Source organism: Collimonas antrihumi (genome assembly GCF_018304965.1).
GTDB lineage: Bacteria > Pseudomonadota > Gammaproteobacteria > Burkholderiales > Burkholderiaceae_D > Collimonas > Collimonas antrihumi.
Genome location: NZ_JAGQED010000047.1, coordinates 1 through 11,751, shown reverse-complemented (window position 1 = coordinate 11,751; position 11,751 = coordinate 1). Strand labels below are relative to the sequence as shown.

General features: G+C 54.7%; 13 protein-coding genes. 10 read left to right on the top strand and 3 right to left on the bottom strand.

Annotated features, from left to right (window positions below; genetic code table 11):
- From fdhF to KHU29_RS21635, 4 genes are all read left to right on the top strand, one after another.
- A partial coding sequence (gene fdhF, locus KHU29_RS21650) for a formate dehydrogenase subunit alpha (protein ID WP_211455401.1) occupies positions 1-1,868 on the top strand: 1,868 nt, incomplete at its 5' end.
- A 23-nt stretch (positions 1,869-1,891) separates the two neighbouring features.
- Positions 1,892-2,116, top strand: a complete 225-nt coding sequence (locus KHU29_RS21645) for a formate dehydrogenase subunit delta (RefSeq protein ID WP_211455403.1) — start codon at positions 1,892-1,894, stop codon at positions 2,114-2,116.
- Positions 2,117-2,242: 126 nt separating this feature from the next.
- A complete protein-coding gene (locus KHU29_RS22590; protein WP_211455400.1) occupies positions 2,243-2,491 on the top strand; it encodes a DUF4160 domain-containing protein in 249 nt (82 codons plus the stop codon).
- Positions 2,478-2,903 (top strand): DUF2442 domain-containing protein, encoded by a 426-nt coding sequence (locus KHU29_RS21635; RefSeq protein ID WP_211455399.1) that lies wholly within the window; start codon positions 2,478-2,480, stop codon positions 2,901-2,903. Before KHU29_RS22590 ends, KHU29_RS21635 begins: the two co-directional genes overlap by 14 nt.
- Positions 2,904-2,937: 34 nt before the next feature.
- Here KHU29_RS21635 and KHU29_RS21630 read toward each other — a convergent pair whose 3' ends face one another.
- Positions 2,938-3,867: a LysR family transcriptional regulator gene (locus tag KHU29_RS21630; protein ID WP_211455398.1), complete on the bottom strand. Its 930-nt coding sequence runs from the start codon at positions 3,865-3,867 to the stop codon at positions 2,938-2,940.
- Positions 3,868-4,035: 168 nt separating this feature from the next.
- On the opposite strand from KHU29_RS21630, the gene KHU29_RS21625 reads away from it, so the two are divergent.
- The 5 genes from KHU29_RS21625 (at position 4,036) to oxlT (KHU29_RS21605) (ending at position 9,612) form a co-directional block, all read left to right on the top strand.
- On the top strand, positions 4,036-4,371 hold the full coding sequence (locus KHU29_RS21625; protein ID WP_211455397.1) for an HAD family hydrolase: 336 nt from the start codon (positions 4,036-4,038) through the stop codon (positions 4,369-4,371).
- A gap of 227 nt (positions 4,372-4,598) precedes the next feature.
- Positions 4,599-5,939, top strand: a complete 1,341-nt coding sequence (gene oxlT, locus KHU29_RS21620) for an oxalate/formate MFS antiporter (RefSeq protein WP_211455396.1) — start codon at positions 4,599-4,601, stop codon at positions 5,937-5,939.
- A gap of 256 nt (positions 5,940-6,195) precedes the next feature.
- Positions 6,196-6,963, top strand: coding sequence for a fumarylacetoacetate hydrolase family protein (locus tag KHU29_RS21615; RefSeq protein WP_211455402.1), 768 nt, complete (start codon positions 6,196-6,198; stop codon positions 6,961-6,963).
- 48 nt (positions 6,964-7,011) lie between these two features.
- Positions 7,012-8,022: a 2-dehydropantoate 2-reductase gene (locus tag KHU29_RS21610; protein ID WP_211455395.1), complete on the top strand. Its 1,011-nt coding sequence runs from the start codon at positions 7,012-7,014 to the stop codon at positions 8,020-8,022.
- Between the two features lie 279 nt (positions 8,023-8,301).
- The gene (gene oxlT, locus KHU29_RS21605; RefSeq protein ID WP_211455394.1) at positions 8,302-9,612 is read left to right on the top strand and encodes an oxalate/formate MFS antiporter; all 1,311 of its coding nucleotides are present in this window, start codon (positions 8,302-8,304) and stop codon (positions 9,610-9,612) included.
- A gap of 189 nt (positions 9,613-9,801) precedes the next feature.
- Here oxlT (KHU29_RS21605) and KHU29_RS21600 read toward each other — a convergent pair whose 3' ends face one another.
- A complete protein-coding gene (locus tag KHU29_RS21600) occupies positions 9,802-9,975 on the bottom strand; it encodes a hypothetical protein (protein WP_211455393.1) in 174 nt (57 codons plus the stop codon).
- A 272-nt stretch (positions 9,976-10,247) separates the two neighbouring features.
- Positions 10,248-10,856, bottom strand: a complete 609-nt coding sequence (locus tag KHU29_RS21595; RefSeq protein WP_211455392.1) for a Crp/Fnr family transcriptional regulator — start codon at positions 10,854-10,856, stop codon at positions 10,248-10,250.
- Between the two features lie 156 nt (positions 10,857-11,012).
- On the opposite strand from KHU29_RS21595, the gene KHU29_RS21590 reads away from it, so the two are divergent.
- The coding region (locus tag KHU29_RS21590; RefSeq protein WP_211455391.1) for a thiamine pyrophosphate-binding protein at positions 11,013-11,751 on the top strand (739 nt) is incomplete at its 3' end.

The following is an 11,751-nucleotide window of genomic DNA, read 5'->3' as shown; positions in this document are numbered from 1 at the left end:
AAGATTCCATCGGCGGCATTACATCCTCACGCTGCACCAATGAAGAAACCTATCTGGTGCAAAAGCTGGTGCGCGCCGCTTTCGGTAATAATAATGTCGATACTTGCGCCCGCGTCTGCCATTCACCTACCGGCTACGGCTTGAAGCAAACACTGGGTGAATCGGCCGGCACCCAGACTTTCGATTCGGTGATGAAGTCCGATGTCATCATGATTATCGGCGCCAATCCGGCATCCGGCCACCCGGTGTTTGCCTCGCAAATGAAACGCCGCCTGCGCCAGGGCGCCAAGCTGATCGTGATCGATCCGCGCACCACTGAAATGGTGCGGTCACCGCATATCGAAGCGGATTACCATTTGAAGCTGCGTCCAGGCACCAATGTCGCCGTCGTGACAGCTTTGGCGCACGTGATTCTTTCTGAAGGACTTGAAAAGGCTGACTACGTTGCCGAACGTTGCGACCAGCAATCGTACGCGGACTGGAAAACGTTCGTGCTGCGCCCCGAAAACTCGCCGGAAGCAATGGCAGCGGTCACCGGCATACCGGCAGCAGAGTTGCGAGGTGCGGCACGCTTGTTTGCGACAGCAGGCAACGGCGCCATCTACTACGGCCTCGGCGTGACTGAGCACGCGCAAGGTTCGACTACCGTGATCGGCATCGCCAACCTTGCCATGGTCACCGGCAATGTCGGCCGCGAAGGTGTCGGCGTCAATCCGCTGCGTGGACAAAACAACGTCCAGGGTTCTTGCGACATGGGCTCGTTCCCGCATGAGTTGCCAGGCTACCGGCATGTTTCGGACAGCACCGTGCGCGGCGAGTTCGAACAAGCCTGGGGTGTCACCTTGAGCCCGGAGCCGGGCTTGCGGATTCCGAACATGTTCGACGCCGCCATGGAAGGCAGTTTCATGGGCCTGTATTGCGAAGGCGAGGATATTGTTCAATCCGACCCGAATACCCAGCACGTGACAGCGGCTTTGTCGAATATGGAATGCATCGTGGTGCAAGACATTTTCTTGAATGAGACCGCCAAGTACGCTCACGTATTCCTTCCAGGTTCCTCGTTCCTGGAAAAGGAAGGCACTTTCACCAATGCCGAACGGCGTATCTCGCGGGTACGCAAAGTGATGCCAGCCAAAGCCGGCTTGTCCGACTGGGAAGTCACGATCGCCCTGGCCAAGGCGCTGGGCTATGAAATGCCTTACAAGCATCCATCGGAAATCATGGATGAAATCGCGGCGTTGACGCCGACCTTCCGCGGTGTCAGCTATGCCAGGCTGGAGAAACTGGGTAGCATCCAATGGCCATGCAATGATGCAGCACCGGATGGCACGCCTATCATGCATATCGATGAGTTCGTGCGCGGCAAGGGCAAGTTCATCAATACGCAATATATCGCTACCGATGAAAAGGTTACGCAAAAATATCCGTTGATCCTGACCACCGGCCGCATCCTGTCGCAATATAATGTCGGCGCCCAGACCCGGCGTACCGAGAACGTCGAATGGCATAGCGAAGACCGGCTGGAGATCCATCCGCACGACGCTGAAGACCGAGGTATCAAGGAAGACGATTGGGTCGGCATCGAATCGCGTGCAGGACAGACCGTTTTGCGCGCAACGGTGACGGAGCGGGTGCAGCCGGGCGTGGTGTACACCACCTTCCATTTCCCTGAATCCGGCGCCAACGTCATCACCACGGACAATTCCGACTGGGCGACGAATTGCCCGGAATACAAGGTTACGGCGGTGCAGGTCATGCCGGTAGCGCAGCCGTCAGAGTGGCAACGGCAATACAACCAGTTTAATCGCGAGCAGCTGGGTCTGTTGGCCGGCGAGACTACACAACTTCTGGATGAGGTCGGAAAATGAACCAACCCGGACAAGGCCGGGAAATGAATCCGGCTAACCTTATCAAGATGGCGAACCAGATCGGCAGTTTCTTTGAAACCATGCCTGACCGGGAGCAAGCGCAGCACGACATCGCCAGCCACATCAAGCGCTTTTGGGAGCCGCGCATGCGGCGCTCCTTGCTGCAGTATGTGGATCAGCACGACGGCGTGGAGTTGATGGAGATTGTGCTGGATACGCTGCGGAAGCAGCGCACGATGGTGCTTTGACACGGTGCTTTGATGCGGTAATTTGAGGTGGCTTGGAGGTTTTCGCGATTTCCCTTATATCGGTTTAGGGTAGAGTTGTTTTCTTGATAAACCATAAATAACCCAACTTGCTTGGGTTTTGATATAATGCCTACTGTGCTTGCAATTTTCGGACTGCGTGTAACGATTTATCCAAACGACCATCGTCCAGCCCACGTTCATGTTATCGGGCAAGGTTGCGAGGCAATGTTCAGTTTGCATTGTCCGGATGGGCCGTCCGAATTACGTGAGAATTATGGGTTTTCACATAAAGAGCTAAACAAAATCGCAAGCGGCCTTAATGCCGGCTTGACGGCTCTTTGTGATAAATGGAGTCAGATACATGGATATTACTGATAAAGCCTTCGAGGCGGCCCACCAGCGAGCCGCCGCGACCAGGAACGCATTTCCCGCAGTGGTGGCGGTTCATTATGATCGCCGCGTTGCGCGTATCGTAATTTCGCTAGCCTCAGGATTAGAGCTGGCATTCTCGCCCAAACACGCTCAAGGTCTGGAACATGCGCATCCGGCAGACCTCGCCGACATCGAAATCACGCCTTCCGGCCTGGGGCTCCATTTTCCGCATCTGGATGCCGATTTATACCTGCCGGCATTGCTTGAAGGTTTTCTCGGATCGAAGCGCTGGATGGCGTCCGAGATCGGGAAAATGGGCGGCAAGATATCCACCGAAGCGAAAGCCAAGGCCGCCCGTGAAAATGGCAAACTGGGCGGCCGCCCAAAAAAAGCTAAAGAGCTGGTGACGCCATAGAGCCATTCCAGGGGTTTCAGCTTGGGATTTCAGCTCAAGGTTTCAGCTTGAAACGCGTAAACGTCTCTATCAGCTGCGCGCCATCGCTCATCAGAAAATTCTCGAAGGCGATCGCCACCGGCGGCAGCTGTTTGTTCTGGCGATGCACCACGTACCAGTTCAGCATCGCCGGGAATCCCTGAACATCGAGCACCACCAGGTTGCCGACTTGCAGCTCCAGGCTGATGGTATGGACTGACAAGAAGCTGATGCCCATGCCAGCGATCACCGCCTGCTTGATGGTTTCAAAACTCTTGATTTCCATGGCGACATTGAGTTGCGCCAGGTGGTCGCCAAAACTCTCCTGCATCGAATTCCAGGTATCCGAACCTCTTTCTCTTACGATGAACGGTTCGCGCATCAGGCGCGCCATCGGAATCCGCTTCTTGCCCGCCAGCGGATGCTGGGGCGAGGCGACGATGACGTAAGGGTGGGGCGCGAACGCCTGCCTGATCATGCCGGGATCCTCCGGTGGCCTGACCATGACCGCGAGATCGGTCAGGTTGTCTTGCAGGCTGCGCAGCAGCTCTTCACGATTATGCACAGTCAGCTTCAGACTGACATTCTCGTGCCGGCGCTGGAACTCGGCCAGCAGGCGCGGGAAGAAATAGTCGCCGGCGCTGATTACCGCCACATTCAAGCGTCCACCAGACACGCCTTTCAACTGCGCCATGGCGTCTTCGGTTTCACGAAACTGCTGGATGATCATGCGGCCATGACGCAGCATTTCGACGCCGGCTGCGGTTAAATATATTTTTTTTCCAAGTTGCTCGAACAAGGGCAGCCCCGCATGCTCCTCCAGTTGCTTGACCTGCAACGAGACTGCCGGTTGCGTCAGGTGCAGTTCTTCCGCCGCACGCGAATAGCTCAGGTGGCGCGCCACGGTTTCGAAGGTTTTCAGCTGTCGTAGCGTCGCGTTCTTCATTCTCGTCCCTCTTTGTAGAATAAGTATTCACTAATGATTATGCACAAAAACTTTAACTATGACTAATGATTTATTTTGTCTACCATAGCTTCAAGTCTGGAGATAAATACAGATGGATGCATCAGGTAATTCCGATCACTGAAACGTGTATTTAGGAGGAAATGAATCATGGCTAGTATCACCATCGAGCGCAATTTTTTTGACCTCGCAGAAGAAACATCCCTGTTTGCCTACAACGCCGCTTTTCACGAACTGGGCTTGAGCTGGCATTGGGATTTCGACACTTACCGTTCATTGCTGGCAAGCGCCGGTGAGAAGAACGTGATCTGCTCGTATATCGAAACGCACCAACGCCATTTGCTGAGCGCCTACGACGCCGATTTCCTGATCAAAGCCATCGAATGCGCCAAAGCACGCTGCCTGGAGAACATCAAGGCATCAGGCAGCCAGCCTGGCTTCAACGTGAACTGGGCGGAAGTGCAGCGCGCCGAAATCGGCATCTGAGACAGAATTTTTAAGCCACGCAAAATTGCTAATCTTGACCACAGTCAAGGATCGGCGCAACAAGTCCTCGCACAATCAGTGCACCCTGCATTTTCTGCGATTGCCGCATAAGACGGCAAAGCGGGAGGAAAGGATGCAAGGTGAACACTCATGGTCGCTCATGCACGACTAGGCACAACGCGATGTTCATGGCGACGCAGAAAACCACACATAATGGAGACGCAGACATGAATCAAGATAGTGCAGCACCAGGGGGCAGGGTATCGAACTCGCATCGATGGTGGCAGTTAATCATGGGGATCATTTGCATGGCCATGATTGCCAACCTGCAGTATGGCTGGACCTTGTTCGTTAATCCTATTTCTGAAAAATACGGCTGGAGCAAAGCCGCGATCCAGATTGCCTTTACCGTTTTTGTACTAACTGAAACCTGGCTGGTTCCTATCGAAGGATATCTGGTCGACAAGCTGGGGCCGCGTCCGGTGGTACTGGTCGGCGGTATCCTGTGCGGCCTTGGCTGGGTCATGAATTCTTTCGCATCCTCTCTGCCGATGCTGTACATCGCGGCGGCGATCAGCGGAGTCGGTGCAGGGGCTGTGTACGGCACGTGTGTCGGCAATGCGCTGAAATGGTTTCCGGACCGGCGAGGACTGGCGGCGGGGCTCACCGCCGCCGGTTTCGGGGCCGGCTCGGCAATCACCATCATCCCGATTTCGGCGATGATCAAGAGCAGCGGCTATGAATCTGCATTCTTGTATTTCGGCATAGGGCAGGGGCTGGTCGTGTTTCTGATTGCACTTGGTCTGAAGGCTGCGCCAAATTATCTGAAGAAAGGCAGCACGCCACTGAAAATCAAGATACAGCAAGGCAGGCGCGACTATCGTCCGAGCGAAGTCCTGCGACAGCCGGTCTTCTGGATCATGTACCTGATGTTCGTCACGGTCGCCGCCGGCGGCTTGATGGCAACCGCGCAGCTGGGGCCGATCGCTAAAGACTTCCAGGTCATGGATGTGCCGGTCAATATCATGGGCCTGGTCTTGCCTGCACTGACTTTCGCACTGGCAATCGACCGTGTCCTGAACGGATTGACGCGGCCGTTTTTCGGCTGGGTATCTGATCAGATCGGGCGTGAGCAAACCATGTTCATCTGCTTTGCGCTGGAATCATTCGGCATTCTGATGTTGTATAAATTCGGCGCCGATCCACTGCTGTTCGTGATACTGACCGGCCTGGTGTTTTTTGCCTGGGGCGAGATCTACAGTTTGTTTCCATCCACCTGCGCCGATACTTTCGGCAGCAAGTATGCGGCAGCCAACGCCGGTCTTTTGTACACCGCAAAGGGTACGGCGGCATTGCTGGTGCCGCTTTCCAGCATGCTGACAGCAGCGACCGGCAGTTGGGAGGCGGTGTTTGTCGTCAGCAGCGTCATGAATGCGATTGCCGCTTTGCTGGCGTGGTTTGTATTGAAACCAATGCGAAAGGCACTCATGGATGAGTCGATTCCAGAACATGAAATCAAAGCAGCAGAGCTTCAAGCGTTAGGGCGTATTCCCGATCGGCTAGTCTGACCACCATCGGATTTTATCTATAGGTTCTTGAGGGCGATCCTCTCAAGAACCCAAGCGGATATCGACGCAGAGGCAGTCCGTATCTGCGCGCCGGGTATCGAGCCATTATCCACGCGGCAGCAACTTGTTTGTATCCGGAATCGGATGCGACGGGAGCGGTGCGCAATAAATGTTTAACCTGCCATTCAACGTGCCAAGCCTTGCAGTCGACAAGGCTTGGCAATCAAATCATCAACAGGTACTGGGAAGATTAAAAATGATTCAGCGCTGGCTACGTTTTAAATATCAGGACACGATCCGCTTTGGCACTTTGGAAGGCAAACGGATCCAGATATGGGAAGGCGCCATGTTCGCCGAGCCGAAACCGTCCGGTAAATTTGTGGACCTGGACGACGTGAAGGTGCTGATGCCGACGCAGCCCAGCAAAATACTGGCGTTGTGGAATAACTTTGGCGCCCTGGGCGCCAAGCTTAATCTGGCACGGCCGGCCGAACCACTGTATCTGATCAAGTCGCCGAACTCCTATCTGGATCCACAGGGAATCGTCCGTCAGCCTGCCGCAGGCGGAAAAGTGGTGTTCGAAGGCGAGCTGGGCATCGTGATCGGAAAGAATGCCAGCCGGGTATCCGAAGCCGATGCCGGTAAATACATATTCGGCTATACCTGCGCCAATGACGTGACAGTCGCCGATATCTTGAATCGCGACCCGTCGTTTGCCCAGTGGGTGCGCGCCAAGGGCCTGGACACCTTTTGCCCCTTCGGTCCGGTGGTGGCAAGCGGCCTGGATCCGGGCACGCTGACAGTCAAGACCATATTGAATGGCGAGGTGCGACAGGATTACCCGGTCAGCGACATGCTGTTTTCAGCCGCGCAACTGGTGAGCCTGATCTCGCAGGACATGACGCTCTATCCCGGCGACATCATCTTGTGCGGCACTTCGGTCGGAGTCGGCTCGATGAAGCCAGGCAGCACGGTCGAAGTCGAAATAGAAGGCATCGGCAAACTCAGCAACCGCTTTGAATAGAAGCCGCAGCAAAGCTTACAGATTTTTTATTACTTGTACGGAGCAATCATGAAAATTGCAATTGTAGGAGCTGGAGCCATTGGCGGCTATGTCGGCGCCAAGCTGTCATTGGCCGGCGAAGATGTCACCTTTATCGTGCGCGGCGCCAACCTCGAAGCTATTCGCCGCAATGGAATGAAGCTGATCATGGAGGATGGCTCGGAGCATGTCGCCGATAAGGCCAAGGCTACAGATAATTACCGGCTGGCCGGACCGCAGGATCTGGTGGTGCTGGCGCTCAAGGCCCATCAACTGGAAAGTGTCGCCGACGAGTTGCATCATCTGCTGGGGCCGGAAACGGCCATCGTCACCATGCAGAATGGTATTCCTTATTGGTATTTTCACAAGAATGGCGGCGCCCTGGAGGGGAGCCATCTGAAAATGGTGGATCCGACCGGCAAGATCAGTGAAAAAATTCCAGCATCGAGGGTGATCGGCTGCGTGGTGTATCCGGCTTCCGAGCTGGTAGCGCCAGGCGTGGTACGGCACTTTGAAGGGGAACGCTTTCCTTTGGGGGAGCTGGATGGTTCCCACAGCGAGCGCGTGCTGCGTATTTCGGAATGTTTTGTGAACGCTGGCTTCAAAGCGCCGGTGCTGGACGATATCCGCTCTGAAATCTGGCTCAAGCTATGGGGTAACCTGAGCTTTAATCCGATCAGTGCATTGACCCACTCGACACTGGTCGATATCTGCCAGTTTCCACTGTCGCGAGAACTGGCTGCGGCACTGATGACCGAGGCGCAGACGATCGCCAATAAACTCGGCATCAGCTTTCGCGTGCCGTTGGACAAACGCATTGCCGGCGCCGAAAAAATAGGCAAGCACAAAACTTCGATGTTGAAGGACGTGGAAGCAGGGCGCGCGCTGGAAATCGATGCACTGGTCGGATCGGTAATCGAACTGGCACGCCTGACGCATACGCCGACGCCGCAGCTCGATACGGTCTACGCCCTGGTGAAATTGCTAGGCAAAACCTTTGAGGAAGAGCGTGGCCAGGTGCAGTTGCAGCGCGTCGCCTGAATCCGGGTAAATGGCTGCTCCGACTCAACGGCAATGTGCGCATTCTTAACCGCCGTCAAGGATTAGGCGAGGAAATTCTCGCAAAATGAATCATGGCACAAGTTGCGTATGTTGCTGCTACGAGGTAGGTACTATTGGATCAGACTTAGGTAATACAAATGGTAATACGCAATACGCAATACGCAACACCTAATGCGTAATACGCAAGAAAAATACGCATTAGATAAAACATAAGCATCTAAAACATAAGCATCCTAAAATCATCAGGAGACAAGATACATGGACACCAGCAACGCCAAGCGAGCTCCTAATCGTTGGATTCAACTGATTATCGGCATCATCTGCATGGGCTTGGTCGCCAATCTGCAATATGCCTGGACACTATTCGTCAATCCGATGGACGCCAAGCATCATTGGGGGCAAGCGGCAATTCAACTATCGTTTTCCATTTTCATCGTGACTGAAACCTGGCTAGTGCCGATCGAAGGCTGGCTGGTCGATAAATTCGGCCCGCGCCCCGTGATTGCTGCAGGCGCGCTGTTTGCCGGAGCCGGATGGATAATCAATTCCATGGCAACCAATCTGTTCGAGTTGTATGCGGCGGCGATTATCTCGGGCATAGGCGCCGGTTGCGTGTACGGCACCTGTGTCGGCAATGCGCTGAAATGGTTTCCCGACCGCCGCGGCCTGGCGGCGGGCTTGACTGCTGCCGGCTTCGGCGCCGGCGCTGCGGTGACCGTGATCCCGATCGCTAACATGATCCAGTCATCCGGCTACGAAAGAGCATTCCTGTTCTTCGGTATTTTGCAAGGCGTGTGCATTTTCCTGCTGGCTTTGCTGATGGTGAGGCCGGTTCCGCCCAAGGGCGTGGTGGTATCCAAGAAAATCACCATGACAAAAATCGACTATACGGCAGGACAGATGATCAGGACCCCGGTGTTCTGGGTGATCTATGCGCTGTTCGTCGCCGTCGCGGCAGGCGGTCTGATGGCGACAGCGCAACTGGCTCCGATCGCCAAGGATTTTGGCCTGGCCAAGCTGCCGATCACGTTGCTGGGAGTGACGCTGCCGCTGCTCACCATGACGCTATCCATCGATAATCTTTGCAACGGCTTCACACGTCCACTATGCGGTTTCATATCCGACAAGATCGGCCGGGAAAATACCATGTTCATTGTATTCATCGGCGAGGGCGTGGCTTTGCTGGGGTTGATGCAATATGGCCATAATCCGTATGCCTTCATGTTCTTTGCGGCCTTGGTATTCCTGTTTTGGGGAGAAATATTTTCAATCTTCCCAGCGATTTGCGCGGATACCTTTGGCAGCAAATATGCAGCGGGCAATGCCGGTACGTTATATACCGCGAAAGGCACCGCAGCTTTGCTGGTGCCGCTGACTTCGGTGTTGTCTGCGGGAGGCGCCTGGAACCGGGTCTTTATCGCTGCCGCGGTGATTACCATCGGCGCCGGCCTGACGGCCAAATTCATATTGGCGCCAATGCGCAGGCGTTGGGTGGACACCGGGGTACCGGCCTACTCGTCGGGATTCGAAGCGCCGCATGCCGGAGGTGCTGTCAAGCGCTCAACTTAGATATCACGTGGATGGATAACTGGATTTTGCTGCGGCACGGGAATGCCGTCTGGAAAAGAAGCGCAGAAACTTAAAGTCGGTAGTTAAAAGCAAAACAGCCAATCTTTGATTGGCTGTTTTTTTGTTTCTTTTTGCTTCTTTTAATTTTTTGCTGACGTCGCTAAAAAGACGTCTGTAAAACACCTGGAATTACATGCCCCAGGTGTAGCTGGCGTCTGTCTTGTCGCCAGTAGTCTTTGCGTCCAGCGATTCACGCAGATTGATGTTGAACAGAGTAGCGGCTACAGCGTAAGCAACGCCTGCCACTTTTGCGGAAAACCCAGTGCTGTTCGCCGGGGTGAAGCTGTTGGTAGCTGTAGTCATGGTGATGCTCCTGTCAAAGTAAGAATCTCTTATGTTGCTTTGCATTATAAAGCTCGAATAATTTAATTTCTAATGACATTATCCGATAACAGGTATGTGTCCTGTCAATATCTTGCACTGCAATATAAACAAATAGGCGCGGAATACAACACCATTTCGTCGTCTTTGCCTTGATCAGCGCGGAACCCGCATGGATTCTGCGTTTGGGGGCATCGTGCTTATCGTGTATCAATATTGTGTCTACGCGATGTATACACGATATTGTCTGCCGCTTAGATTTTTCCCTGGTGCTTCAACCTGCTCAAGGTTTCCGGGGAAATGTTCAGATAGGTCGCCAGTTCCTTTTTAGGAATGCGATCGTAGAGGTCGGGATGTTTGCGTAAGAACCGGTGGACGCGACCCGGCGCATCCAGCAAATGCAGGGTGATGGTATGCGCCATGATCTCGCTCATCAGCCGCATGACTTCATATTCGAAGGTTTGCTTCAGTTTCGGATGTTTATCCATGAAGGCGGCCCATTGCTGCAGCGGCAATTTGGCAACCCGCGCCTTGGAAACGCACACGATGCTATACGGCGTCGGCGTTTTCAGGCGCCAGGCGGCATAACTGGTCTCCATGTCGCGCTCGTCGGTGAAGCGCAAGATCATTTCCTTGGCTTGCTGATTGGTCACTACGCGCTTGAGGATGCCGTCCAGGATGAAGTATTGCTCCATCTCGTGGATGCCCTGGTGCAGCAGAATTTCCCCCTTGCCGCCATCCACCACGATCAGGTGCGATTCCAGTTCAAGCATCTCACTCTCGTTTAGTTCTTTTAGAACATTATTTTGGCGGAGCTGAACACGAATGATGTTTTTCTCTGGATGATTTTCTATGAGGGTCATGTAAGCGTTCTAAGAGATGGTCGACAGCGTTAAAGATGATGCGTGAAAACTTGACCGAGGTCAATGCCGGAAGCTGGGTGAGGTAGCTAAGATGGCATCAAGCTAAAGCAACGCAAGAGGCGTTGTTCTGGCGGATAACCGATAACAGGAGGAGCAATGACAGCAGTGATATCCGAGTCGAAAGTGGCGCCTGGTGCAGTGTCGAGCACCACGGCCGACGATACGCTCAAACGCAAGAGCCGTGACGCCGGCGTGGTGTCAGGCGGACATCTGGTGGCGCGTGCGCTGAAGAATGAAGGCGTCGACACCATCTTTACCCTGTGCGGCGGCCATATCATCGATATCTACGATGGTTGCATCGACGAAGGCATTCGTATCATCGACGTGCGGCATGAGCAGGTCGCGGCCCACGCTGCCGACGGTTATGCGCGTCAGACCGGCAAGTTGGGCGTGGTGGTGACCACCGCCGGGCCGGGTTGCACCAATGCGGTGACCGGCATCGCCACGGCGTTCCGTTCCGAAAGCCCGGTGTTGCATATCGGCGGCCAAGGCGGCATCACCCAGCACATGATGGGTTCGCTGCAAGACTTGCCGCATACCGAGATGATGCGGCCGATTACCAAGTTCTCCGAAGGCGTGCGTTCCACCGAACGTGTCGCCGACATGGTGTCGATGGCGATCCGGGCCTGCTTTGCCGGCGCGCCCGGCCCGGCCTATCTGGAAATCCCGCGCGATGTGCTGGACCGTGAAATCGACATCAGCAAAGCCGTGATTCCGGCTGCCGGCCAATACCGCGCTTCGGTGAAATCGCTGGGCGACGTGGCCGATATCGAGAAGCTGGCCGACATCCTGGTGCAGGCGGAACGTCCGGTGGTGCTGTACGGCGGCCAGGTCT

Bases quoted from the DNA above. Each gene is read 5' to 3' on its own strand.
- KHU29_RS21635 (WP_211455399.1), top strand. From the start codon at position 2,478: ATGGATATTACTGATAAAGCCTTCGAGGCGGCCCACCAGCGAGCCGCC.
- KHU29_RS21630 (WP_211455398.1), bottom strand. From the start codon at position 3,867: ATGAAGAACGCGACGCTACGACAGCTGAAAACCTTCGAAACCGTGGCG.
- KHU29_RS21615 (WP_211455402.1), top strand. From the start codon at position 6,196: ATGATTCAGCGCTGGCTACGTTTTAAATATCAGGACACGATCCGCTTT.
- oxlT (WP_211455396.1), top strand. From the start codon at position 4,599: ATGAATCAAGATAGTGCAGCACCAGGGGGCAGGGTATCGAACTCGCAT.
- oxlT (WP_211455394.1), top strand. From the start codon at position 8,302: ATGGACACCAGCAACGCCAAGCGAGCTCCTAATCGTTGGATTCAACTG.
- KHU29_RS21645 (WP_211455403.1), top strand. From the start codon at position 1,892: ATGAATCCGGCTAACCTTATCAAGATGGCGAACCAGATCGGCAGTTTC.
- KHU29_RS21595 (WP_211455392.1), bottom strand. From the start codon at position 10,856: ATGACCCTCATAGAAAATCATCCAGAGAAAAACATCATTCGTGTTCAG.
- KHU29_RS22590 (WP_211455400.1), top strand. From the start codon at position 2,243: ATGCCTACTGTGCTTGCAATTTTCGGACTGCGTGTAACGATTTATCCA.
- KHU29_RS21610 (WP_211455395.1), top strand. From the start codon at position 7,012: ATGAAAATTGCAATTGTAGGAGCTGGAGCCATTGGCGGCTATGTCGGC.
- KHU29_RS21600 (WP_211455393.1), bottom strand. From the start codon at position 9,975: ATGACTACAGCTACCAACAGCTTCACCCCGGCGAACAGCACTGGGTTT.
- KHU29_RS21625 (WP_211455397.1), top strand. From the start codon at position 4,036: ATGGCTAGTATCACCATCGAGCGCAATTTTTTTGACCTCGCAGAAGAA.